27 protein-coding genes and 2 pseudogenes are annotated in these 24676 nt (G+C 45.9%); 11 read left to right on the forward strand and 18 right to left on the reverse strand.

Annotation, left to right across the window (positions count from 1 at the left end; translation table 11 throughout):
- Positions 1–175: 175 nt before the first annotated feature.
- The 6 genes and pseudogenes from N4J56_RS09035 to N4J56_RS09060 all read right to left on the reverse strand — a co-directional run bounded on the left by N4J56_RS09035 (position 176) and on the right by N4J56_RS09060 (position 5412).
- Positions 176–538 (reverse strand): DUF1818 family protein, encoded by a 363-nt coding sequence (locus N4J56_RS09035; protein ID WP_317106154.1) that lies wholly within the window; start codon positions 536–538, stop codon positions 176–178.
- A gap of 19 nt (positions 539–557) precedes the next feature.
- Complete coding sequence (locus N4J56_RS09040; protein ID WP_317106155.1) at positions 558–1061, reverse strand: sterol desaturase family protein; 504 nt, start codon at positions 1059–1061, stop codon at positions 558–560.
- 109 nt (positions 1062–1170) lie between these two features.
- A complete protein-coding gene (locus N4J56_RS09045) occupies positions 1171–2178 on the reverse strand; it encodes a TonB family protein (protein ID WP_317106156.1) in 1008 nt (335 codons plus the stop codon).
- Between the two features lie 111 nt (positions 2179–2289).
- Entirely contained in the window at positions 2290–3360 is a 1071-nt protein-coding gene (locus N4J56_RS09050; RefSeq protein ID WP_317106157.1) for an LOG family protein, read from the reverse strand.
- A gap of 192 nt (positions 3361–3552) precedes the next feature.
- A pseudogene (gene trxA / locus N4J56_RS09055) lies at positions 3553–3885 on the reverse strand (thioredoxin); the annotation flags it as partial.
- 363 nt (positions 3886–4248) lie between these two features.
- Positions 4249–5412: a GuaB3 family IMP dehydrogenase-related protein gene (locus tag N4J56_RS09060; protein WP_039716581.1), complete on the reverse strand. Its 1164-nt coding sequence runs from the start codon at positions 5410–5412 to the stop codon at positions 4249–4251.
- A 663-nt stretch (positions 5413–6075) separates the two neighbouring features.
- On the opposite strand from N4J56_RS09060, the gene N4J56_RS09065 reads away from it, so the two are divergent.
- The 3 genes from N4J56_RS09065 to N4J56_RS09075 all read left to right on the forward strand — a co-directional run bounded on the left by N4J56_RS09065 (position 6076) and on the right by N4J56_RS09075 (position 11165).
- Positions 6076–8691, forward strand: a complete 2616-nt coding sequence (locus N4J56_RS09065) for an endonuclease MutS2 (protein WP_410500458.1) — start codon at positions 6076–6078, stop codon at positions 8689–8691.
- Positions 8692–8850: 159 nt separating this feature from the next.
- Positions 8851–9450: a DUF3038 domain-containing protein gene (locus N4J56_RS09070; protein WP_015154474.1), complete on the forward strand. Its 600-nt coding sequence runs from the start codon at positions 8851–8853 to the stop codon at positions 9448–9450.
- Positions 9451–9629: 179 nt separating this feature from the next.
- Positions 9630–11165, forward strand: coding sequence for a DUF4335 domain-containing protein (locus N4J56_RS09075; RefSeq protein WP_317106159.1), 1536 nt, complete (start codon positions 9630–9632; stop codon positions 11163–11165).
- Between the two features lie 138 nt (positions 11166–11303).
- On the opposite strand, the gene N4J56_RS09080 is transcribed toward N4J56_RS09075, so the two are convergent.
- The 3 genes from N4J56_RS09080 to N4J56_RS09090 are packed head-to-tail and all read right to left on the reverse strand — an operon-like array spanning position 11304 to position 12413.
- Positions 11304–11765 (reverse strand): ferredoxin, encoded by a 462-nt coding sequence (locus N4J56_RS09080; protein ID WP_317106160.1) that lies wholly within the window; start codon positions 11763–11765, stop codon positions 11304–11306.
- The gene (locus tag N4J56_RS09085; RefSeq protein ID WP_039716584.1) at positions 11765–12151 is read right to left on the reverse strand and encodes a DUF1257 domain-containing protein; all 387 of its coding nucleotides are present in this window, start codon (positions 12149–12151) and stop codon (positions 11765–11767) included. Before N4J56_RS09085 ends, N4J56_RS09080 begins: the two co-directional genes overlap by 1 nt.
- 52 nt (positions 12152–12203) lie before the next feature.
- On the reverse strand, positions 12204–12413 hold the full coding sequence (locus N4J56_RS09090) for a DUF2997 domain-containing protein (RefSeq protein ID WP_039716585.1): 210 nt from the start codon (positions 12411–12413) through the stop codon (positions 12204–12206).
- Between the two features lie 192 nt (positions 12414–12605).
- Here N4J56_RS09090 and N4J56_RS09095 point away from each other — a divergent pair, with 192 nt between their 5' ends.
- The 5 genes from N4J56_RS09095 to N4J56_RS09115 all read left to right on the forward strand — a co-directional run bounded on the left by N4J56_RS09095 (position 12606) and on the right by N4J56_RS09115 (position 15710).
- Positions 12606–12761 carry a hypothetical protein gene (locus N4J56_RS09095; protein ID WP_317106162.1) on the forward strand — a complete coding sequence of 52 codons (156 nt, stop codon included), beginning with the start codon at positions 12606–12608 and terminating at the stop codon, positions 12759–12761.
- Positions 12758–14038 carry an adenosylmethionine--8-amino-7-oxononanoate transaminase gene (gene bioA, locus N4J56_RS09100; protein ID WP_317106163.1) on the forward strand — a complete coding sequence of 427 codons (1281 nt, stop codon included), beginning with the start codon at positions 12758–12760 and terminating at the stop codon, positions 14036–14038. The genes N4J56_RS09095 and bioA overlap by 4 nt, the downstream gene beginning before the upstream one ends.
- A 67-nt stretch (positions 14039–14105) precedes the next feature.
- Positions 14106–15095, forward strand: coding sequence for a biotin synthase BioB (bioB, locus tag N4J56_RS09105; protein WP_317106164.1), 990 nt, complete (start codon positions 14106–14108; stop codon positions 15093–15095).
- Between the two features lie 89 nt (positions 15096–15184).
- Positions 15185–15385 (forward strand): hypothetical protein, encoded by a 201-nt coding sequence (locus N4J56_RS09110; protein ID WP_317106165.1) that lies wholly within the window; start codon positions 15185–15187, stop codon positions 15383–15385.
- Between the two features lie 58 nt (positions 15386–15443).
- Entirely contained in the window at positions 15444–15710 is a 267-nt protein-coding gene (locus N4J56_RS09115) for a GNAT family N-acetyltransferase (protein ID WP_317106166.1), read from the forward strand.
- Between the two features lie 55 nt (positions 15711–15765).
- Here N4J56_RS09115 and rppA read toward each other — a convergent pair whose 3' ends face one another.
- On the reverse strand, positions 15766–16455 hold the full coding sequence (gene rppA / locus N4J56_RS09120) for a two-component system response regulator RppA (RefSeq protein ID WP_317106167.1): 690 nt from the start codon (positions 16453–16455) through the stop codon (positions 15766–15768).
- A 243-nt stretch (positions 16456–16698) separates the two neighbouring features.
- Here rppA and hisG point away from each other — a divergent pair, with 243 nt between their 5' ends.
- Positions 16699–17343: an ATP phosphoribosyltransferase gene (hisG, locus tag N4J56_RS09125; RefSeq protein WP_317106168.1), complete on the forward strand. Its 645-nt coding sequence runs from the start codon at positions 16699–16701 to the stop codon at positions 17341–17343.
- 191 nt (positions 17344–17534) lie between these two features.
- On the opposite strand, the gene N4J56_RS09130 is transcribed toward hisG, so the two are convergent.
- From N4J56_RS09130 to N4J56_RS09150, 5 genes are all read right to left on the reverse strand, one after another.
- Positions 17535–18227, reverse strand: a complete 693-nt coding sequence (locus N4J56_RS09130) for an ABC transporter permease (RefSeq protein ID WP_317106169.1) — start codon at positions 18225–18227, stop codon at positions 17535–17537.
- Complete coding sequence (locus N4J56_RS09135) at positions 18224–19006, reverse strand: ATP-binding cassette domain-containing protein (RefSeq protein WP_317106170.1); 783 nt, start codon at positions 19004–19006, stop codon at positions 18224–18226. Before N4J56_RS09135 ends, N4J56_RS09130 begins: the two co-directional genes overlap by 4 nt.
- 130 nt (positions 19007–19136) lie before the next feature.
- Complete coding sequence (locus N4J56_RS09140) at positions 19137–19598, reverse strand: TspO/MBR family protein (RefSeq protein WP_015154461.1); 462 nt, start codon at positions 19596–19598, stop codon at positions 19137–19139.
- Positions 19599–19742: 144 nt separating this feature from the next.
- Positions 19743–20216, reverse strand: coding sequence for a TspO/MBR family protein (locus N4J56_RS09145; protein WP_106545708.1), 474 nt, complete (start codon positions 20214–20216; stop codon positions 19743–19745).
- 467 nt (positions 20217–20683) lie between these two features.
- Entirely contained in the window at positions 20684–21418 is a 735-nt protein-coding gene (locus tag N4J56_RS09150) for a glutathione peroxidase (RefSeq protein ID WP_317106171.1), read from the reverse strand.
- 158 nt (positions 21419–21576) lie between these two features.
- Between N4J56_RS09150 and N4J56_RS40865 the strand changes: the two are divergent.
- Positions 21577–21732: pseudogene (locus N4J56_RS40865) on the forward strand (SAM-dependent methyltransferase); the annotation flags it as partial.
- Positions 21733–21797: 65 nt separating this feature from the next.
- Here N4J56_RS40865 and N4J56_RS09160 read toward each other — a convergent pair.
- Positions 21798–22325: a GAF domain-containing protein gene (locus N4J56_RS09160; RefSeq protein ID WP_317106173.1), complete on the reverse strand. Its 528-nt coding sequence runs from the start codon at positions 22323–22325 to the stop codon at positions 21798–21800.
- An 82-nt stretch (positions 22326–22407) separates the two neighbouring features.
- On the opposite strand from N4J56_RS09160, the gene N4J56_RS09165 reads away from it, so the two are divergent.
- Positions 22408–22623 carry a hypothetical protein gene (locus tag N4J56_RS09165; RefSeq protein WP_317106174.1) on the forward strand — a complete coding sequence of 72 codons (216 nt, stop codon included), beginning with the start codon at positions 22408–22410 and terminating at the stop codon, positions 22621–22623.
- An 18-nt stretch (positions 22624–22641) separates the two neighbouring features.
- Here the strand turns inward: N4J56_RS09165 and N4J56_RS09170 are convergent, their stop codons facing one another.
- A complete protein-coding gene (locus N4J56_RS09170; protein WP_317106175.1) occupies positions 22642–23301 on the reverse strand; it encodes a Uma2 family endonuclease in 660 nt (219 codons plus the stop codon).
- A gap of 99 nt (positions 23302–23400) precedes the next feature.
- A complete protein-coding gene (locus tag N4J56_RS09175; RefSeq protein ID WP_317106176.1) occupies positions 23401–24636 on the reverse strand; it encodes an LL-diaminopimelate aminotransferase in 1236 nt (411 codons plus the stop codon).
- Between the last annotated feature and the right edge of the window lie 40 nt (positions 24637–24676).

Below are 24676 nucleotides of genomic sequence, written 5' to 3' on the forward strand. Positions count from 1 at the left end.
GAGTAGGAGCGTACTTAAAACGCATACTCAAAGCTCAGCAGGTATTGGCAATTAACTCTTGAAATCCTTGTGTTGCTTGTGACAGTCGAAACCCCAAAGTGGCGCGCTACCAAGCTGCGCTACGCCCCGTTTCACAGCTTAGATATCATAGCATAAGAAATTGCGATCGCGCTATTTAAAAAACAAACAGCATTTGAGCCGCTCGGATGAGATCGGGAACTGCATCCGCTACCCAACTCACCTCAACTCGCCTACCTGTATTTAGAATCAGTCGCAAGCTATAAGCGTGGGGATAGCCTTCTATTTCCATCCAGAGGAAATTACTTTCGGCCTCACAGGCGATCGCTTCCTCATCCATCAATTCGCGCTCCATTTGGCTCATAGTCGTTGATAGCTGTACTGACAATCGGCAAAAATCTTGTAATTCTGCCTGCGTCAGTTCGATCGCCCAGTCCTCAGCACCTACTAAACCTTTAAATTCCCTTGCCTCTGGATCGAATCCAATTCGCCAACCTGCGCCACTCTTAACTATGCGCATAAAGTTTTACATCGTCATATCACCACCAGCGTAGTTGTAAATAGCTGCGTTCTGGTTGACTAGTTTCTTCTTCCGTGAGCCATTCTACGGGTTTGTAAGTGCCAAACACCCGATCCCACCAATCTACAGCTAAACCAAAATTGTGATGCCACATACCGTATTTGTGATGGACATAATGCACAGGCATTTGCATCCAAAAGCACTTGGTTGGATTTTCGTGCTGTAACTGGTGGGCATAAGCAGAAAAAGCAGCATAAGCTAAACTGCCTAGAAACCAACCTATCCCAGCTTCGAGGGAGACAAAGAACATTGCAAACATAGCAATGCAGCTACCCTGAACGTAATCCCGAAATTCCCATACTACACCTTGTCCCTCATTCCGGCGGTGGTGATCGCGATGTCTTTCACCAATGCGAGGCGAAACGTGCATCAAACGATGCAACCAGTATTCGACTAGACTCGCTAGGATAAATGCTAAGACAAAGCAAACTCCTCCAACTGCTAGCTTTGTTAAATCGAGCATCACTCCTCCTTAATTTGTCAATAGTCAATAGTCATTGGTCATTGGGTAGCGAGCAGTAGGTAATGGTGTCTTCTCCGACTCCCGACTCCCTTTCTTTACTGATAACTGATTATCTAACCCATAGATCTAAACCACCAGAGACGTTGATATTAAATGTAAAACTAATTTTGAGGGAATTGTAGGCAAATCTAGAGGGTAAAGGTGCGAAGGGTGCGGCGCGTCTAATCGCACTGATGGCGGCGGTGTCGGTAGTGTTGGAGCCAGAAGGTCGAACGATCCGTAGGTTGGTGACTTGACCCGATCGCGTGACTGTGAAAAACACGACAGTAGAACGAGAATTCTGCGTCATCCCTGGTATCCACTGCTGCCTGACTTGTCGCTGAAGTTGCTGCAAGTAAGAACCCATATCGACATCCTGACGAGCATCAATTCCTGGCGCAGCGCGATTAGAACGGTTGGGATTAGCTGCTAGGTCGCGGCTGGAAAGCGTGAGCGGACCACCTAACTTGCTCGCTGCTCCTGAATATCGCGGCTGAGTTCTGGCTGTAGTTCTAGCAGGCGATCGCTCGATTGCGGTACTAGGACGATTTGCTGGTTTTTGCTCTGGGTTAGGAGTCTTCGGAACTGGTTTGGAGCGATTGGGAGCAGTGGCAATCGGAGGTTGGGCTTGAGGAGGCTGGATTTGGGGTTTTGGTGGCTCTGGACTCTCTCTGCGGCTGCTAGATGGCTGCTGGCGGCGGGGTTGAGCGGGCGGCGGAGTAGTACGGGAAGTTCTGGTTCTAGGCGCAGTTTGGTTATTCGGTCGAGTTGCTAGAGGTCGTCTGCGATTGGCTTTACCACCAGCAACGGAATCGTTTGCTGCCCGACGTTTAGTTTCTGGGGGTGGTTGTTTTGGTTGGGGAGGGACTTCGACAAACTCAAGTGGAATTGGTTCGGCGCGAGATTGCTGTTTTGGCTTTGGTAGAATGCGAATCCAATAATCGAAGCTGAGGAAAAAAATAACGTGTACGAGAAGTGAGATAACGATACCGAACCAAAGAGCATCAGTATTGCTTCTCCTTCTGCCGCCACGCCAGAATTCTTGTTCCGATTGCTGGAATTCTTTTTGCAACACCATGCCGCGATCGCCTCATAACAGCCGTGCCGACAGTTCGTCTACCAGTGTATGTCGATCGGGGCAAAAATGGGCAAGAAGCGATCGCACTTCTGAATAGTTGCCTTGCTTGCCTTACTTTCTTTCTGGATGAGAAGCAGTTTCTTCTGAAGGTTGTCCCATCTGATTTATCCTAGCAATCATCTGGTACAATCGCCCCAAGTCTCTTTGATTAAAATAAAGCACGATCCGGGGCAAATCTATAGTTTCATCCTGAGTTTCTTGAGGTAAAGCGGCACTTTTTTCAATCTTGCCTTTCACCAAAATATCGCTGAAATTGTCATTCAACTCTTCAACTTCAGCATCAGATAGTTCTGCATCAAGCCGAATTACCAATAAATCGCGCACGTAACGGCTAGAGTGATAAACTCGATAAAATTGCGTGATCGCGTTACAAGCAACATCTAAGTTATCTGTAATCGTATAAAGACTGGGATCTTCAGGACTAACCAAACCTTTTTGAATCAAATGCTCTTGGATATATTCGCTCCAAGCTTCCCAATAGTCTCCCCCTGGGTGGTCAATGAGTACCATCGGAACGGGACCGAACTTTCCAGTTTGACTCAAAGTCATGCATTCAAATGCTTCGTCCTGCGTGCCAAACCCGCCAGGAAACAGCGCCACTGCATCGCTTTCCCTGAGTAAAAATAGCTTGCGGGTAAAGAAATATTTGAAGTGAATTAATTTCGCGTCACCAACAATGTAAGGATTTGCTTCTTGCTCGAATGGTAGTTGAATATTCAACCCAAAAGAATTTTCCCTTCCCGCACCCTCATTTCCTGCCTGCATGATTCCGCCACCACCACCAGTCATCACCATAAACCCTAACTGAGTGACGCAACGGGCGAAGTCTGCTGCCATTTTATACGCCGGACTATCCACCGGAGTACGTGCCGAACCAAAAATTGTTACCTTCCGAACGTGGCGATAGGTATGAAATAATTCTAACCCTCGCTCCATATCCGCCAGAGAAGCCGCTAAGATTTTCCAATCGAGACGGTCAATCTCGCTATGTGCTAACCGAATAATAGTTGCGATCGCCTGCTGGATCAATTGCCGATGCTGCAAATCTGGCAGATGGTCTAACAGGGTAGCTAAGTCCGATCTAAGCGTGTCGATAGTGTCTAATGAACGGGATGAAGTCATGAGTGCTGCTGCACGGGTCGGCACTCTATTTTAGCGAGATTTGGGACATCTGTTGAGAGGAAATTACAGAGACGCAAAATTTCACGTCTTACAATCAGCAGAATTACTACGCTGATGAATGTATAGACCAAAAAGCGCCATATAGCCAAAACCTCAGGCGCTTGCAAGTCTTTTTTTCGTGCTAACCCAGCTCTACAAATACTTTTCTAGAGTATTCGACAGTGTTGTTTTTGGTACTGCACCTACTACCATGTCAACTTTTTGACCCCCTTTGAAAATCATCAGAGTGGGGATACTGCGGATACCATACTGACTGGCAATGTTGGGGTTTTCGTCGGTGTTGAGCTTGACGACCTTGACTTGCCCGTCGTACTGCTGCGCGATCTCATCGACAACAGGGGCGACCATGCGGCAAGGACCGCACCAAGGCGCCCAAAAATCCACTAAAACTGGGATTTCACTATCTAGTACTTCTTGCTTAAAAGAAGAATCTGTAACTTGCGCGGCTGCTGACATGCCTGAAAATCCTTGGCTATATTGTTGCTTACTTTGCTGAAAATTTTATCACAGTAAAACCAAGCATTTTTACCTCCTGAGTATATGTAATTAGATAGATCCTCTATGGCGATCGCTGTGCGATTGTAGTTGATGTGAAAAGTAAGGATTACTCTACGTGAATTCCCATACATAAGGAACCGCCCGAACAGTAGTCCGGGCGGAGTGTGGTGTGAGGAGTGAACGGAAACATGCGTCTCCGCTTCCTCTATTGTAGGCGACTGTTTTATTTTTTCCAGTACTCTTCTCAAGATTATGGAAAGTTTTAAGTTGTCGATATTTTGTTTAAGTAAAGCTACTCATTGGGGCAGTCAGACAACTTTCGACTTCAATCTACTTACCCATACCGAGTTGCTGCGCCTTCTGATAGACTTTGCCTTCGGTGAGCAATGAAGGAGCAATCACGACTTCGACTTGTTGCATCTCGCGAATGTCTTTTGCCCCCAAAGTTCCCATGCTCGTTTTTAAAGCGCCCAAGAAATTGTGCGTCCCGTCGTCGAGTTGAGCGGGTCCGCGTAAAATTTGTTCGCAAGTACCAGTCGTACCGACACGAATTCGAGTTCCACGCGGCAGGACGGGGCTAGGGGTTGCCATACCCCAGTGAAAGCCTTTGCCTGGTGCTTCGGCGGCTCTAGCAAAGGGAGAACCGATCATCACGCCGTCTGCACCGCAAGCGATACACTTACAGATATCTCCACCTGTAATCAAGCCACCATCGGCAATCACCGGGATGTAATTTCCAGTTTCCTGATAGTAATCTTCTCGTGCTGCGGCACAATCTGCGATCGCCGTGGCTTGAGGTACGCCCACACCTAAAACACCGCGAGAAGTACAAGCCGCCCCAGGACCAATCCCAACTAAAACTGCTGCTGCTCCTGCCTTCATTAAACTTAAAGTCACTTCGTAAGTGACGCAGTTGCCCAACACGACGGGCATGGGCATTTCTTGACAAAATTTCGCCAAGTCAAGGTTGGTCAACTCAGATGGAGCTATGTGAGCTGTCGATACAACAGTAGCTTGAATAAAAAATAAATCTGCGCCAGCCTTTGCCACCGCACTACCATATTTACTCGCACCAGCAGGAGTCGCGCTGACAGCAGCAATACCCCCCTGCTGCTTAATTTCCCCAATTCGTTGCTCGATTAATTCTGGTTTGACTGGTTCGGCATACAATTCTTGCATCAGCGGGACAAATTCATGAGTTCCTACTGAGGCAATCCGTTGTAAAATTGGCTCTGGGTCGGCGTAGCGAGTTTGAATACCTTCTAAGTTGAGTACGCCCAAAGCTCCTAACTGGGAAAGCAGTACAGCCATCTGCACATCGACAACTCCATCCATCGCACTTGCAATAATGGGAATTTCTCGCTCGATCGCGCCAATCTGCCAACTGGTATCCGCTAAACTGGGGTCTATAGTGCGCTGCCCCGGAGCCAGTGCAATTTCATCAATGCCGTATGCGCGGCGTGCGGTTTTGCCACGTCCAATTTGAATATTCACGTTTCTTTACCCGTTCCCAAACTATTTCGCTAGAGTACCAAATTCGCGAGGGGTTTGGTTAGAGGTTGGGAGATTTTTGTGAGTGAGGAGTGAGGAGTGTGGAGTGTGGAGTGAGGGGAATTTTGGATTTTAGATTTTAGATTTTGGATTGTTTTTTCTCCTCTGCCCCTCTGCCTCTCTGCACCTGAAGCACCTGAAGCTATCTTCCCCCTGCTCCCTGCTCAGTAATAGAGGGATAGTACTACAAATAGGTAGGGAAATTCAGGCTTTAGTACGATTGAGACTGACTGAGAGCGTACTACAATGGAATTAAAGTCAGAGTGTCGTTAAAGTCAAAATGTATTGTTCGCTCGAATGCATTCAACACTAAGCTAAGGCGAAAAAATTCGCGCTCGCACGCACAGAACCCAGTCAAAAAAGCTATAGCTTTCAGCTTTGGCTTGAATTTAACGTAGATTTGATATCTAAAAGCCTTTTATTTGAATTTCTGCGAGCTAACAGTTTTAAACCAGAGACAAAATAATTACTTAACATAAATTCTGTCCTCTAATCCCTGCTCCCTCAGCTCTCTTACTCTGCTCCCTTTTAATAAAATTGAAACACCAAGCTTTGATTCAATCAGAAACGTTAGAACTATTAGAATGGTCGCGCTTGTGTCAGCACTTGGCAACTTTTACGGCGACTAAACTAGGAGCGATCGCCGCTCGAAATTTGGTCATTCCCGACACGCAGGCAAAAAGTCAGGAATTGTTGAACCAAACCAAAGAAGTCTACGAGTTAGATAGTCGTCTGAGTGCTGGGTTGTCGTTTGCCGGAATTCAAGATATTGGCGAATCTTTAGAACGAGCAGAGTTACAAGGTATATTAACCGCAGAGCAGTTACTCGCGATCGCCACAACTCTCACCGGAACGAGACAGTTACGGCGCAGCATCGACCAACAGCAAGATTTGCCAGTTTTACAGGAATTAGTCTCTACTGTCAAAACCGATCCTGAGTTAGAACAGGATATTTTATACTGTATTGACGAACAGGGTAAGGTAGCAGACCGCGCTAGCCTTAAATTAGCCGAGATTCGCGATCGCGTGCGGCAATTGCGCCAACGAATTACCCAAACCCTACAAGGAATCTTGCAGCGCCAAGCCAACGCCGTACAGGAACAACTTATCACCCAAAGAGGTGATCGCTTCGTTATTCCCGTCAAAGCACCGCAAAAAGACGCAATTCCCGGTATCGTCCACGATGCATCCATGAGTGGAGCAACTTTGTATGTAGAGCCAAACGCGATTGTGGCTTTAGGCAATCAACTGCGACAATACATTGCCAGAGAACAAGCAGAAGAAGAGGCGATTCGCAGGCGACTTACTGAGCAAGTCGCAGCCGTCAAGCCAGATTTAGAGAATTTGCTAGCGGTTGTAACGATAATAGATCTTGCCAGCGCCCGCGCTCGTTATAGCTACTGGTTGCAAGCCAATCCACCCCGCTTTTGCGATCGCTCCCAAGGGGAAAATACAACATTACGTCAATTGCGCCATCCCCTGCTCGTATGGCAAAACCAGCACGAACAAGGGCAGCCAGTCATTCCTGTAGATATTATCGTTCAGCCCCACATTCGCGTCATTACAATCACCGGACCCAACACCGGAGGGAAAACGGTAACGCTGAAAACTCTTGGTTTAGCAGCTTTGATGGCAAAAGTCGGGTTATTTATTCCTGCCAAAGAACCTGTAGAAATTCCCTGGTTTGACATGGTATTGGCAGATATTGGCGACGAACAGTCATTACAACAGAGTCTCTCTACCTTCTCCGGTCACATTCGGCGGATTAGTCGGATATTAGAGGCAATTGGAGGGGTGAGGAGCGAGGAGCGAGGAGCCAGGGAGTTTGAGGACATTGGAGGGGTGAGGAGTGAGGAGCGAGGAGTCGGGGAGTTTGAGGATAAGGGGGAGAAGAGCAGCTCAGGAGTTGAGGAAGCGGAGGGGGATAAGGGAGACAAGGAGGACAAGGAGGACAAGGAAGAAGTTCAGTCCAAAATCCAAAATCCAAAATCTAAAATTCAAAATTCCCCTCACTCCTCACTCGTTCTTCTAGACGAAGTAGGTGCGGGAACCGATCCAGTCGAGGGCAGTGCTTTGGCGATCGCCCTTTTGCGTCACCTTGCCGACAATGCCGAGCTGAGTATGGCGACAACTCACTTTGGCGAATTGAAAGCGTTGAAATATCAAGACGAGCGGTTTGAAAATGCCTCGGTGGAATTTAATGAGGAAACTTTATCGCCTACTTATCGCTTGTTGTGGGGGATTCCAGGTCGCTCGAATGCTTTAGCGATCGCTGCTCGTTTGGGATTAAAACCAGAGGTGATCGAGCAAGCAAAACATCAGGTAGGAGAAGCAACGGAAGATGTGAACCAGGTTATTGCCGGACTTGAAGCCCAACGGCGACAACAAGAAACGAAAGCCGCCCAAGCCCAACAGTTATTACAACAAACAGAGCGATTGTATCGTCAACTCTCGGAACGGACTGCTCAGCTAGACGCGCGAGAACGAGAATTACGTGCCTCTCAAGAACAAGCAATTCAACAGGCGATCGCCCAAGCTAAAGCGGAAATTGCTCAGGTGATTCGCAAGTTGCAGCAAGGAACTCCTACAGCTCAAGCCGCACAGCAAGCGACGGTAGCGATCGATCGGCTTGCCCAACAACATACTCCTCCGACACCCAAGCCCAAAACCGAATTTCGCCCCCAAGTAGGCAATCGCATTCGCATTCCCCGTTTAGGGCAAACCGCAGAAGTTTTGAACGAACCCAACGATGACGGCGAATTAATCGTCCGCTTCGGACTGATGAAAATGACTGTCAAGCTAGAAGACATTGAATCGCTAGATGGGAAAAAGGCAACTTTTCAAGAGAAGGGACAAGGAAGACACGGGGGACAAGGAAGACAAGGAAGACAAGGGGGACAAGGAAGCAGGGGAGCAGAGGGGCAGGGGAGCAGAGGAGAAAAACAGTCCGACTCCCGACTCCCGACTCTCGACTCCCCCACAATCAGGACTTCCCAAAACACATTCGATATTCGAGGTAGTCGAGTGGCTGATGCGGAGATCGTGCTAGATAAGGCGATCGCCGAAGCGTCTGGAACAATATGGATTATTCACGGTCACGGTACGGGGAAACTGCGGCAAGGAGTTCACAATTTTTTGCAACAGCATTCTATGGTAAGTAGCTTCGAGGCTGCGGCTCCTGAGGATGGTGGCTCTGGGGTGACAGTAGTTTTTTTGCGGTAGCGTCAACGTGTAGGATGTGGTAAAAATTGACTGAGCAAAATTTCAGAACCTGAGCTGCTTGAGCGGCAAATTTGTTGCTAGCTGGAGAAAAAAAGCCAAAACCAAAGAAACACGGTTTCAAATTGGGTAACAGCTCAGTGTATCTTAGTCGTACCACCTATGCTGAAGACTATGCACTCTAGCGCCCAATCTCCCAATCAAAGTACTAAGTGGAACGATCTCACTCGCGCCGAGCCTGCACCCGTGCAGCTCAACAATATCAAAGCTCAACTCGATCTGATATTGTTGGCGCTAGAAGCTTTAGTAGGTATTGGTTCTGAGGCAATGTTATCGGCAGCAGAAGAATTAAATTTGGCAACAAAAATCCCCGATCGGGTGGCATTATGGCGCTTGAGGCAATCAAATCCTTTACGTAAAGGTGACGGGGGTAGGAAAAAATTAGATATAGAAGAAGCGCGATCGCTAGTTTTAATTATTTGTCACCTAGCCAAACAATATCAGACTCAAATTCGCCGCGCCGTCATGTTGTTAGAGCAGGCGATCGCCAATCGAGAAGTTCCCCATAAAATCGGCGTGTTGGGCGACTACATCGATAGTTTCAGCAATCTTTACCAAGAGCGCATGGAAGATGCCGAACATTTATCAACCAATTGGCTGAGTCAATTAGGCTTCAAGCTCTTAGTCGATCTGTTATTTTATAGCGGTGCTGTCGGTCATCGGCACTTATGGCTTACCTTGCTCGATCGTTCGCAATTATAACTAGGGGGTCGGGAAAGTGGCTGGTGGCTAGTTATCAGTGACCAGTTATCAGTTATCAGTTGTCAGTGACCAGTAATCTGTGTTTCCCTTGTCCCCTCACCCCTCACTCCTCACTCCTCACTCCCTACTCCCTACTCCCTACTCCCTACTCCCTACTCCCTACTCCCTCATTTTCGCTTATGTCTCTGTCAGAACCGATTATAAAAAAGTATACGCAAGCTTCTTGTACGTTACAGGTTACCGAGCGCACGTCAGGATTGGATCGGGGCGCTAAATCAGTGAATGCACCAATTCAGTTCGAGGTGCGCTTTCATGACTCCCAACTGCCAGAAGCGGAGCAGATTCGCATTCAGGGCGATCGCCACTCTTTAGTAGAATTGCATGAAGTTGGCAAAAACTACGTGCAGAGAGTTCTCGCTTCATCGCCAGAACGATTCAATGCTTTGCTGGTAGAAGATGCTGCCAATACACCCACCCTACCGGCAGAATTAGACTCCTCTAGCACGCCTGCACCAGCTCCAGCAGGAGGAATATACATTCAACCTGGTGAAGGATTATCTCATAATTTATTTTTAGGAGCTTTAGCAACTTCTAGTACGGGGCAATTCATTCCTTTGAGCATGACGCAACTATTCGATCTAGCAAACGCTTTAGATGAATATGCTGCTGACGTTTTAGCTGTCCCAACTAACTTTAATAGCCCAACTCGTTTTGCTACGACTCCTTCTACAGCTTGGGCGGGGATAGCAGCCGTACTGCTGGTAGGAGTAGGTTTAACCGCAGGACTGGTACATCTGCTCAACCGTTCTGACGAGCCACAAACAGCTAGTCGTCCGCCACAACAGCCTTCTGCCTCGCCTACTTTATCTCCAGAGGCTGTACCGTCTGTGCCACCCACAAGCGATCTCCCATCGCCGACGACAAGCCCAACTTTGACAAGCCCAACTTTAGGGAATTTACCAAATACGCCAAGTGTGGGGAGTTCGCCAACGATTCCCTCACCTCTATCAGACACTACCCTGCCTACCGCACCAACCACGCCACCCTTTACAACCACTGCCCCACCTGTACCACCTAACGCTGGAGCTAGCCCCTTACCTGGTATTGCTCAAGCACCGTCTGGTTCTACTCAAACACCCAAGCAATCGGCTAACCAACCAGCTAATAAGCCTGCCGTGCAACCAGATAGCTTAGCTACCTTACCAGGAATTACCACCAATAATAATCTTCCCAGTCCTCCTACTCCCGATCGCTCAGCTCAGACTCCCCCCACAATCGATGTTCCTGCCGCACCACCCAGCAATCCAGCTCCGCCGCCATCAGTAGAAGGCTTGACACCCAGAGAAAGGATTAGAGCGGCTTTGGAAGGTAAGCCAGTTGAGGAGCCGCCAGCTAAACCGTCACGACAAGCACCACAAGCAGCAGCTTTTGCCCCTACGCCGCAAGTTAATGAAGTCAGAGAATACTTCCAACAGCGTTGGCAGCCCCCCTCTGGACTCAGCGAACCGTTAGAATACAGTATTGTCCTAGATGTAGACGGCTCGGTGCAGCGGATCGAACCTTTAGGCAAAGCAGCTAGAAACTACATCGAGAGTTCTGGTTTACCTTTAATCGGCGAACCCTTTGTCTCTGCTAACCCCCAAGGCGAAACACCTAGAGTTAGAGTCATACTCGGCGCTGACGGGAAAGTGCAATCTTTTCTGGAACAAAACTAAATCAGCTGTCAGTTATCAGTGTAGAGACGTTCGACGATCCGTCTCTGCATAAATCTAAAAACTAGAAAAAAAAACAAGGAGACTGGATGGCACAGTCTCCTCAGTAGGCGATCGCCTGTTTGGATGATTGAGAATCGATCAATACTTGGCTTTTTTACGAGTTAACTGTTGTTTGCGACGGCGCTTTTGGGCAGCAGCCACAGCACCATCTACGGGATATCCTACAACTGGGGGAATGACTTGATATTGTCTGTCTTGTTCTAGCCGCTTTAACTCAGTGTAATCGACCCAGTGAATGCAATCTACTGGACAAGTATCGATCGCCTCTTGGACCAGTTCTTCTACGTCACCATCTTGACGGACAACACGAGAGCGACCGTAATCTGGTTCGATATAAAAGGTGTTGCGAGCGACATGAGCGCAGTGCTTGCACCCAATACAAGTGATTTCGTCAACGTATACACCCTTTTGCCGGGTAACACCGCCCAATTCTGGCTCTAGTCCAGAACGATTGGCAGCATCACGCAGATTTCCCCCTAACTCGGGTTCTAGGTGCGATCGCTCCGAGTCAGAATAATTCGATGTGCCAAGATCGTCCATTAGCCACTCCAGCGCTGTACTAACAGTCTGATCGAGCCATCTGAGTTTTTCTGTTGTTCGGTGACTTGAAACCCTTGTCTTGCCGTCTCATTGACTACAGTGTGGTAAGCATAACGCTGCGTCACTTGGCGCAAGAAACCTTCTACTGATAAAGGCTGCTGCCAATATTGCATATCGGCGACGAGTTCGTACTCTTTACCATTCCAGCTAAATCCTACATCATAACCGTTATCCTGCTCGATTGTCACTTCGGCATTTCGCGTTTGTCCCTGATAGCCTCGGACTTGTCGAGATCCAGATTTCCAATCAACTCCTAGATCGGTGAGAGCTGCTTGCAAGGATGTTAAATTGCGGATTTGAGTTTTGATTTGGCTAAAGTGTGACATAGTGTTTCTAGATCGTCGTAAATTAACTAGGGTAAATAACTAAATAAAAAAGCTACCATTCGCTAAACGATGCTTGAGCGATTGAGACATCAGCTTGTGTATTAACTTGATTAAAATATTCTGATGTTGGCTGCTGGCTAATGGTTTGCCCTAGTTCTGCTTCCAGCGCTGCCGTAACTTCAGTACAGGAGGAACCGACGATCCCCGTGACTTTTTCCTGTACGCGACCATCGGGATAGATGACAAATTCTAAGGTTTCCATGCTTCTAGCCAACACAACAGGTTTTAAGGTTATCTGACACTTAGATCCAGCTTTTGGGCAGGATAGCTTGCTTTGAGCGACGCGATCCCCTATCTTAATATCCCTACTGCTACATAATGTTTCATCCATCGAATTATATAGATGAAAAAGTTAACAAAATTTAGCAATAGAGTTAAGTCGCACAGTAAATATTTGTCAGTTTCGCTTAACATTCAACAGCAGTCAAGCAGAAAATTAGAGAGCAGGGAGCGGGGAGCAGGGAGCAATTACAAGTCAACCCCACACCCCACACCCCACACCCCACACCCCAAACCTCCCACACACCCCACGCCCATCTCCTACTTATGAGTAACAGTCCAATTTGGCATCCTTTCACCCAGATGAAAACGGCTCCTCCTCCTTTAAAAGTCAAACGGGGAGAGGGGGTGATGTTGGAATTGGAGGATGGAAGGCAGATTCTTGATTGTATTTCGAGTTGGTGGGTGACGATCCACGGACACAGCCACCCCGTACTAGCTGAGGCTCTTTACCAACAAGCAAAACAACTAGAACAAGTGATTTTTGCTGGGTTTACCCACGAACCAGCAGAAAAATTAGCCACTGGAGTGTTGACACATCTACCTAAATCTCTCACACGGGTATTTTTCTCCGATAATGGTTCCACTGCGATCGAAGCTGCTCTCAAAATGGCATACCAGTACTGGTACAACCAAGGAGAAAAACAACGAACCAAATTTATTAGTTTTGAGGGCGGCTATCACGGCGACACTGTAGGAGCAATGTCAGTTGGTAGTAGTTCTCCCTGGTGGCAAACTTTCAAAACTCTAATGTTTGCAACGGATATCGTACCTTTTCCTAACACATTCGACGAAGATCCCGACATCGCCAGCCGCGAAGCACAGGCTTTAGAACATTTGACAGAATTATTGCAAAAAAATCGGCACAGCTATGCAGGCATATTTATCGAACCATTAGTACAGGGAGCCGCAGGGATGCGCCTGTGTCGTCCCCATTTTTTGCAAGAACTCGCCCAACTCGCCCGCACGTATGGAGTGCTGCTAATCTATGACGAGATCATGACGGGCTTTGGCAGAACGGGAGAATTATTTGCTTGTTTAAAGTCAAGTACTTGTCCCGATATACTTTGCTTATCTAAAGGGTTATCAGGTGGCTGTTTACCCTTAGCCGTGACTGTAGCGACAGAGGAGATTTACCAAGCCTTTTACAGCGACGACATTGATCGCACCTTCTTCCACAGTCATTCTTACACAGGAAATCCCCTAGCTTGCGCCACAGGCATCGCCTCCCTAAAATTATTAACTCAAAATCCAGATGCATTTAGGGGAATGGAAGCCTTACACCGTCGCTACATGGAAACATGGCTGCTCGGACACCCAAAAATCGAACGTACCCGTATCTGCGGTACAATAGCAGCCCTGGATCTGAAAGCTGAAAGCGAAAGCTACTTAAACGCCACAGGCTCAAAACTGCGATCGCGCTTTCTCGAATTAGGCTTCCTCTTGCGCCCTCTAGGTAATACCATCTACCTCATGCCACCCTACTGCATTACCCCACCTCAACTCGAATCTGTATACGAAGTCATTCGTCGGATTGTGGATGAGTGAGTCAAAAGTCAAAAGTTAAAAGTTAAAAGTCAAAAAATTAGCAACAACCAACAAGTGCCAACTACCAATGCCACCAACCGTTACCTTACCAGATTGGAATCAACTTGCCGATCGCTCCTTAGCAGGAGATATCCTCAGCCGTGAGGAAGCTTTAGCCGTACTCAGCGCCCCTAATGAAGTGTTACTCGAACAGCTAGCAGCTGCGTACAAAGTTCGCAAACATTATTGGGGTAATCGCGTTCGACTGCACTTTTTACTCAATGCCCAAAGTGGACTTTGCCCTGAAGATTGTCATTACTGTTCTCAGTCAAAAATCTCGACAGCAGAAATTGAGAAATATCCGTTGATGGCACAAGAAAAAATTTTAGCTGCCGCAGCACAGGCGGCTAGTTTAAAAGCAGGTACATTCTGCATGGTACTGTCTGGGCGATCGCCTAATGAAACAACTTTTGCCAAATTTTTAGCAGCCGTGCGAGAAGTCAAGGCAAATTACGATTTAAAAATTTGTGCTTGTTTGGGGTTGTTGAATGAGTCACAAACGCAGCGTTTAGCAGCAGCCGGAGTCGATAGAGTCAACCACAATCTCAACACAGCAGAGTCGCACCACGAACAAATTTGTACGACTCACACATTTAGCGATCGCGTGGCGACGGTGGAGAATGTTAAAGCTGCTGGAATTACGACTTGTTCGGGCGGAATAATGGGCATGGGCGAGTCAGATGACGATATCATCGATTTAGCTCTGTCACTGCGACAATTGGAAGTAACGAGCGTACCAATTAACTTTTTGATCCCAATACCAGGTACACCACTCGCAGGATTACAACAACTCAATCCGCAACGCTGTTTGCGAATATTATGCTTATTTCGATTCTTGCTACCATCACAAGAAATTCGGATTGCCGGAGGTAGAGAAGTGCATTTGCGATCGCTCCAACCGTTAGGATTATATCCTGCCAACTCCATCTTCATTGGCGACTATCTCACTACCCCAGGACAAGCATCACAAATGGATTTAGACATGATTCGCGACGCTGGTTTTGTTTTGGAGGAGTGAGGAGTGAGGGGTGAGTATTCTTTGTGTTTTCTTAGCACCTACTCAACGAGAAGCCACTTTGCGCCTTTGCGTCTTTGCGTGACATAAAAATGAATTTGCTCAGTCTAGAAATATCAACGGATCGCCTTAGATTAAAACCTATATCGATGGCGTATAAAGAAGAAATCTTTTCAGAATTTACTGAGGAAATTACTACTTATGTGTGTTCGCGATCGCCCCAGGAAATCTCTGAAATTGAAACATTTATTGGGAGAGCAATTGTAGATTTAGAAAAGGGGGTAGCGATCTAATACTAGTTATCTTAAAAAGGATTCGCAAGAATTCTTAGGCTGTGCAGGTCTTCATGGTATGCTTGGCAAAACCCCAGAATTTGGCATTTGGTTAAAAAAAGCAGCCCACGATCGTAAGTATGGGCTAGAAGCAATTAGAGGTATCAAAAATTGGGCTGAGCAGAATTTAGATTATGAATATTTTCTTTATCCTGTCGATCGCGCCAACATTGCCAGTCGCAAAATTCCAGAAACATTGGGCGGAAAAGTTGTGAGAGAATACGAACACAAAAAGACAAATGGAAATATTTTATATTTATTAGAATATCGCATTAAGAGAGCATAGCATCTGTAGGAGCGAGTTCACCAATCATTTGATACTTTCTATTACCATTTACCAATTACCCATTGCCATCCCCAAACCGATAACCTTTTCCATAAACAGTATGAACTAACACTATTTCTCCTTTAGCTTCAATTTTGCGTCTTAATAACCGAATTAAAGCTGCTAAAACATTACTACTTGGTTGTTCCTCTTCAGTCCATAAATATTGGTGAATTTGATCGTGAGTTAACACTTGTCCAACATGACGCATAAAAAATTCTAAAAGCTTAGTCTCTTTCTCTGACAATTCAATCGTGCGTCCTTGACGATAAGCTAAGCGATTTTCAACATCTAATTCTAAATCTGCAACTTGTAAACGTTGAGTTGTAGCTAGATTTAAATCTACAGCACCCCGCCGTAACAAAGCGCGGACTCTTGCAAGTAATTCTCGTAACTCAAAAGGCTTAACAATATAATCATCTGCACCCGCATCTAAACCTTGCACGCGATCGTCTATCGTATCTTTAGCAGTGAGAAAGAGAACGGGTGTATTTTTACCACTGCGCCGTAATTGCTGACAAATATCTAACCCCGATTGGTGGGGGAGCATCCAATCGAGGATCAGTAAGTCATAAGTCTTCTGAGTAGCCAAATTGCTCCCTTTGTTCCCATCATATGCCACATCAACCTCGTACCCTTCACGGCTGAGGAGGCGACTGAGGGGATCGGTTAGTTCAACTTCATCGTCAACTAACAAGATTTTCATATCAATCTTGGCTGCACGGATAGATTACGCGATATTTCTATTCTTACACTGGCTGCAATCTGGCAGCATTTTCCTGAAGTTTCTATGCTACTGGCTTGAGTGTAACCTGTAACCTAAAGCCATATAAATCCCAATTAAGTTCGCGATCGCCCTATTTTCAAGGCATAATAGTTTTTTGTGACAAGAGATACTATCTTTTCTTCCTTGTCTCCCTTGTCTCCCCCGTTCCCCTCGTCCCCAATTATGATTACCGTAGCACTACCCAAAGGCGCACTTTTAAAAGATAGTATCCGGTTGTTGCAATCAGTTGGTTTAGATTTTAGTGCATTTCTCGATTCCAGCAATCGCCAATTACAGATTCAAGACTCGAATAATATTGCCAAAGCTTTATTAGTACGGGCGCAAGATGTACCCGTTTACGTAGAATACGGACAGGCACAATTAGGAATTGTTGGCTATGACGTATTGCGCGAGAAAAAACCGAAAGTTGCCAATCTAGCTGATTTAAAATTTGGTTCTTGTCGGCTCTCTGTAGCCGTCAAAGCTTCTAGTCCTTATCGTTCGGCTTTAGAATTACCAGCTCACGGAAGAGTTGCTTCTAAGTTTGTTAATTGCGCCCGCGAATATTTTGAAAATTTAGATCTACCAGTAGAAATTATTCCTTTATACGGTTCTGTAGAATTAGGACCAATTACGGGTATGTCTGAGGCAATTGTTGACTTAGTTTCTACTGGTAGAACGCTACAAGAAAATGGATTAATCGAGATTGAAACATTATTTGAAAGTACGGCAAGATTAATTGCCCATCCTTTAAGTTATCGGCTTAACAGCGGTAATTTTTATCAGTATATCGAACAAATTCGCGATGCAATTATGTCACCTGTTTAGTTGGGTAAAATCTACATTTCAATCCTATGCTTTCAAGCATAGGTTCCCTGCTCTCTGATTCCTGTAAGGGCGGGTTTAGCAAATAAATTAACTGCTAGAACTGAAAATTTTTGGTCAAAACCCGCACGGACAGTTGCGTGCGGGGGATACCCCCGCACGCAACTGTCCTCCCCTACGATAACTAATAACTGTTAAGACTGTACCAATCCGCCCTGCTCCTCTGCTCCTCTGCTCCTTTGCTCCCAAGTACCTCGGCGCGTTAAACGGCGTTCCAAAGTGGCGATCGCCCAATCTGCTAAAATTGCTAACACCGCCGCCGGAACTGCCCCTGCCAGAATCAACTGATTGTTGACCATTGCAATTCCCCGAAATACAAACACGCCCAAGCCGCCAGCGCCAATTGCTGCTGCGATCGTGGCAACGCCAATAGCAATCACCGTAGCTACCCTGACTCCCGCTAAAATTACCCCTAGCGCCAACGGAACCTCGACTTGCAAGAGTAACTGGCGATCGGTCATGCCCATCCCCTTTCCTGCCTCGCGAATTGCCGGATCGACGTTAATAATTCCTGTATAGGTATTGCGAATAATTGGTAAGAGAGAATAGAGGGTTAGAGCAATAATCGCCGTCCGCGCCCCAATTCCGCCAATTAGCGGCACGGAAATCAAAAATCCAAATAGTGCCAAACTGGGAATCGTTTGCAACACGTTGGCAATTCCCAAGATTGGCTGACGCAAGCTGGGTTTACGGGTGATGCAGATCCCTAGCGGAATACCTACCAAAGTCGCAACACCAATTGAAATTCCTACCAAGAGGATATGGGTAGCAGTTTCCTGTAAAATCTCCGGCGCGTACTTCACCAGAAAAAATTCACTCAAGTTCATTTTCCGTTCTTCTCACCAGAATTATAAATCTGAGCAAACGGTGGTAGCCCTTTGATAAAAGCACGCGCCTCTGGCTTGGGAGATTTTAAAAACTCTTCTGGCGTACTTAAAACCAGCATCCGTCCTGCTTGCATGAGACCAATTCGAGAAGCCAAAATAAAAGCTTCCTGAATATCGTGCGTTACGAAAATTACGGTTTTGCCTAAGTGCTGTTGCAAGCGGCGAAACTGCTGTTGAATTTCTAGACGAGTGACTGGATCGAGCGCGCCGAAAGGTTCGTCCATCAATAACACGGGCGGATCGGCAGCTAGCGCCCTAGCGACTCCTACACGCTGTCGTTGTCCTCCAGAAAGTTCGCGGGGATAACGATGAGCGAATTGCTCCGGTTCCAAACCAACTAAGTTTAACAGTTCGTAAACTCGTGCCTTAATTTGTTTGGGTTTCCAACTTTCTAAAGCTGGCACTAAGCCCACATTTCGTTCGATCGTGAAATGCGGAAACAAACCTGTCTCCTGAATCACGTATCCCATCTGACGGCGTAATTTGATTTCATCCCACTTGGTTGTAGGAATGCCTTCAAACAGAATCTCACCGTGAGAAGGGACGAACAGGCGATTGATCAACTTCATAGTTGTAGTTTTGCCACTACCACTACGCCCTAATAGGACTAAGACTTCACCTCGACCGATGGTGAAATTGAGATTTGATACCAGCGCCTGTCCGTTCTGAATGAACGTGACATCGCGAAATTCGATTGCAATTGGATTATCCTGCGGCATAAACGACTCCCGAAAGGGGTTGCCTCAGGTAACATTATGTGCTGATTTTACCCGCGATCGAAGTAATGGTTGAGCTTTTAGTGTATCAACTTACAGGCGAACAGGGATAGAAGCAAGCTATAACTTATCGCTAGACATCCTGGGGATTTAATTTTGCCATTTCCCAAGTCGTGTAAGTGCCAATCGGACTCCAAATTAGATACGGTAGGAGTAAAGCCGCCGCCCAAGGGGAAACGCTGAGGACAGTTAAGGCTAATAATAGACCAGCGATCGCCCCCGTACCACCGATAATCGTCCCAATTTTGAGGCTGCGCGTCCTAAACATCACAGGCGTGTAGGAAACGATGAGAATTTCTACCAACAAGTAAAACCCCATCAGCAACCAACTACCCGTATTTTCCCACACGATATAAGCCGACCAAGCACCGCAAATAAATACGACCGTCCAAATCACGGGAATTAACGCTTCAAACGTCAACCAGTTAGGGCGACGCAAGCGCTTAAACCATTTGCGATCGCTTGGCGTAAAGAAATTTGAACCAAGTGCCACCAACAGCGTCACAGCCCCGATTACCATCCAAGATTTAATCATAATGATTTGTCATTGGTCATTAGTCATTGGTCATTAGCGAGCAATTGCTGGTTGATAGTTGCTTCGTTGCTGGTTGCGGTAATCGAGTGATATCTGGTGCGGTGCGCGATCGCTGACAACTGATAACTGACAACTGACAACTGTTCACTGCTCTGTAGGATTGAGGCGAATCATTTCCCAGGTTGTAAACGTGCCGATGGGACTCCAAATTGTATAAGGTATGAGCAAAGCTGCTGCCCATCCAGAAATTTGCAAGACAGCTAGTAACAACAATACGCTCAAGAGTACGCCTGAGAAACCAACAAACGTACCGATCGCCAAACTACGTAGTTGTAGCGTCACTGGTAAATAAGCAACGGTAATTAATTCTAAAACTAGGTATAAGCCCATTAATAACCAGGTCTTGAGGCTACCTGGTTCTGCTTCCCAAACAATATAAGCTGAAATTGCCCCACAAGTAAAAATCACCATCCATATTACTGGAATTAATGGCTCAAAAGTTAACCAATGTGGGCGTTCCAGTTGAACTGCCCATTTCAAATCGCGAGGCTTAAAGAAAAAGCCACCGAAGGCGACGAGAAACGTTATTCCTCCAATCGCTAACCAAGACGGAATCATTCTTGTTTATCCTTTCCTCAGTCTTCTATCGCGATTGTGACAGTTTAGGGCAGTATGAGGACTCAGTCATTGGAGAGAAGTCGAAAGTCAAAAGTCGAAAGTCAAAAGTCGAAAGTTAAAAGTCGAAAGTTAAAAGTCAAAACTTAGGAACTGGGAGTCAGGAACCAGAAGATTACGATCGTAAATACAATCTCTTCCACTCGCTACTCACTACTCATCGTTCGCTGTTGATAACTTCTCTCCATGTGCAACCACTTGCTACAGTTTTTGACTTCTGACTTCTGATTTTATGTACTAGGCGTTCATGCATTTAACTTGTACTATCAGTGCAATCAGTACAATCGAATCGCTTGCTACTATCAACCACAGACATTTTGACTTTTGTACGGGCGGGTTTAGATGGTAAGTTACGAAGAATTCCTCTGACCTTGAGCAACAAACCCGCCCCTACAGGATTTTTGACTTACTTAGTTTGTACTCAAATAGGCTTCTAATGCTTCCGAACCACCGATAAGCCTTCCATCGATAAAGACTTGAGGTACTGTCATTGCTCCCGTCATTGCCCGTAGAGAACGGGTTGTCGCATCTTGTCCTAAAACGATTTCTTCGTATTCAATTCCGCGTCCTTGCAGCATTTCTTTCGCACGGGTGCAGAACGGACAACCAACTTTGGCGAACAAAGAGACGCACTTCGGTTTTGCCGCTTCTGGATTAATGTAATTGAGCATGGTTTCGGCATCGGATACTTTGAAGGGATCGCCTGGTTCCTCTGGCTCGATAAACATCTTTTCTACTACACCATCTTTTACTAGCATGGAATAGCGCCAAGAACGCTTGCCAAATCCTAACTCCGATTTGTCTACCAACATTCCCATGCCGTTAGTAAACTCGCCGTTGCCATCGGGAAGAAAAGTTACCTTGTCTGCACCTTGGTCTTTTGCCCATTCGCTCATGACAAAGGCATCATTAACAGAAATACAAACAATCTCGTCAACACCATTCTCTTTAAAGGCTGGTGCTAAATCGTTGTAACCTGGAACGTGAGTTGACGAGCAAGTTGGTGTATATGCCCCCGGCAAAGAGAAAACTACAACTGTCTTGCCGTTAAATATCTCGTCGCTAGACACATCCAACCATCCGTTATTCTGGCGAGTCCGAAATTTAACACTGGGTACTTTTTGTCCTTCGCGGTTAGACAGCACGGTATCTCCTTCACTTCACAAATCTACATACAAATAGAGCGTACTCGTTATGAGTTTATCTGTCAACTCTTTCGCTCGCGTTGCTATACTACTACATGTAAATGTGGATACTACAATTTATCCTGAAGCCCGGGAAACTAGCAGACGAAGATAAAAATATGCCAGAAAATGCTTGGAATACATCCCTCTACGAGAGTAAACATGCGTTTGTGTGGCAGTACGGCGAATCGCTGCTAGAGTTGCTGCCACCGCTGCCTGGAGAAAGAATTTTAGCTCTCGGTTGCGGCACAGGACAATTATCAGAAAAAATTGCGATCGCGAGGGATGCACAATTAAATTATTTTATATATAGATAGATGGGCATTGCCCACCCTACTGTTTAATTCTGGGTAGATGTAACATAGTTAATGACTATAGGCGTAAGCCTAGCTATTACATCTGAAATTATTTCACGATCTGTTTCAGTCCAAACTCTCGGTTGACCGAATACACAGGGTTGTAAAATACCCCATAATTGATTTTTGTCGCATAAATGAGCGTGAATTAAAGCTCGGTGTCCGAAATTTTTACGCTCAAAATCTTTATTGACCACTTTTGGATCTGTTGTCTCCACATCTTCCACAAAAATTGATGGTTCGGCACGCAAAGCGGCTGCAAATAAAGGGTCTTCGTTGTTGATTAAATCGGTGGGTTCTGCTTTCCAGTCTGAATCAGTTACATCAGGATATTCAGGACTGCGACACCAACAATTGACAACTTTACCAATATTAGTTTGAGGATGGCGTAAATAGAGAAAACAGCGATCGCATTGCAGTATATCGCCTAATACTGGTAGTAAAGCTGAAAAAATTGCTTCTGGCGGACGATGTTCGGAGAAAATTTTGCTTAAAATAGCCGCATCTTGCATAGAAATCTTAGCCTTTTGATAGGGTTTATTTCGCGAGCGCTCTGTCTAATCTAAAAGTATATAAAAAATGCGAGGAAAAGTTATGCCTAGCGGTCATGCAAATCATAAAGGCACAAGTGATAAACCCAATACAAATGCAGCGGGTCAAATGGATATCGCCGCTGATAAATCAACCGATCCTACAGAAGATGTCTTGCCAGAAGGAGCTACAACTAATACAACTAGAACCGATGAATTTGTAGACTATCCTCCTGCATATCAGCGTCCAGAAGAATCTGAATCTAATCAGGATAAATAAGTGAGTTTATGGCGATTGCTAGCTGTTAATTTGATAGGTGGCGATCGCTTCTTCAAATTCTTCTAAAGCTTGTACGCTTCCTACCTGCCAAGCACGTTCTACTGTAGTAGAAATAATTTGATTTAAAGGTAGTTGAGGAAAACTCGGGCTAGCATTAGACTCGATATATTCACCATTGCTAAGGAGATAAATTCTTAATCTACCACTGTCATAAACCCAAATTTCGGGAAAGCCAATATCTTTATAGGCATCTAACGTTGTTTTAGAAGTTACATCTATTTCTATTGCCAAATCTGGGGGAGGATCGCCAGGTTCTAATCTGCGACGACCAACCATACGTTGATAGTTTTGAATATAGAAACAGGCATCTGGTTCAACTCCTGCTACACTCTCTTGTTTAAAAGTAGTTGAACCAAAAGGTTCGTATCTTTTACCCATTCTTTTCAACAAGATTTTAATAATATCTGAAATTATATCTTTTGGTCGTTCGTGTTCGGGTAAGGGAACCATTATTTCTAAATTATTCTGACTGTAGGCTATTCTTGCGGCTCGATGTTCGCCTAATTCGTGCAAGATTAACTCAAATTCTTGCCAACTAACGTTGGGAATAGTCACTACACTACCAGGAGCTATCTGCATTTGGCTAACAGGTTTGACGACAGAACTTGTGGTAGTCATAGGGAGATTGACAGTATATCGAGTCAGAGCGGGTTTATCTTCTAGCTTCGTAGCGAACCCGCTCCTACAGTGTATGCGATCGCGCTTATTGAAATTGCTCTACACTTTAAACTTCTCGACAATCCGTTTCATTGCCTCTTCTACATTCTCGCGACTGTTAAATGCAGAGATACGGAAGTAGCCTTCGCCAGCCGCACCAAATCCAGAACCAGGCGTTCCCACCACGTTGCAAACTTGCAGTAATTTATCGAAGAAATCCCAACTGGATAAACCGTGCGGAGTTTTTACCCAAACATAAGGTGCATTCACGCCGCCATACACTTCTAAACCCGCAGCCATCAGTTGAGTGCGGATAATTTTGGCATTTTCCAAATAAAAATTGACAAGAGCGTTGATTTGCCCTCTACCTGCTTCCGAATAAACTGCCTCAGCACCACGCTGCACGATGTAAGATACACCATTAAATTTAGTGGATTGACGACGATTCCACAATTTCCACAATTCTACATCCGAACCATCAGCAGCTTTTGCCTTGAGGGTTTTGGGTACGACAGTTAAGGCGCAGCGCGTACCTGTAAAACCAGCATTTTTAGAAAAAGAACGAAATTCGAGCGCGCAATCTCTAGCCCCCTCAATTTCATAAATAGAATGGGGTAGATCGGGATCTGTAATGTATGCTTCGTAGGCAGCATCGAAGAAAATTATGGAATTGTGAGCTTTGGCGTAGTTTACCCACGCTTGGAGATGTTCCCGCGTTGCTGTCGCACCTGTAGGGTTGTTAGGGAAACACAAATAAATCAAATCGACTTTTTGAGTCGGAATTTCGGCAGTAAAGTTGTTTTCTGCCGTCACGGGAAGATAGACTAACCCCCCATACTCGCCTTTTTCATTTGCCTCTCCCGTGTGTCCAGCCATCACATTCGTATCGACATACACGGGATATACAGGATCGGTAACGGCAATTCTGTTATCTTTACCAAAAATATCGAGAATATTGCCCGTATCGCACTTAGAACCATCAGAAATAAAAATTTCTGAAGCGTCAATATCGCATCCTCGCGATTGAAAATCGTGGCTAGCAATCTTTTCCCGTAACCAAGCATAACCTTGTTCGGGACCGTAGCCTTTAAAAGTAGCGCGATCGCCCATTTCTTCCACAGCTTGAATCATCGCCGTGCGACAGGCTTCTGGTAATGGTTCGGTGACATCGCCAATTCCCAACCGGATAATTTTTGCATTGGAATTCGCCTCAGCAAATGCATTCACCCGCCGCGCAATTTCAGGAAACAGGTAGCCTGCTTTGAGTTTCAGGTAGTTATCGTTAATCTTTGCCACGATCGATCTCCATGTGTGCCGTAAATAATTGTAGGGGTTA

This window comes from Chroococcidiopsis sp. SAG 2025, from assembly GCF_032860985.1.
Lineage (GTDB): Bacteria > Cyanobacteriota > Cyanobacteriia > Cyanobacteriales > Chroococcidiopsidaceae > Chroococcidiopsis.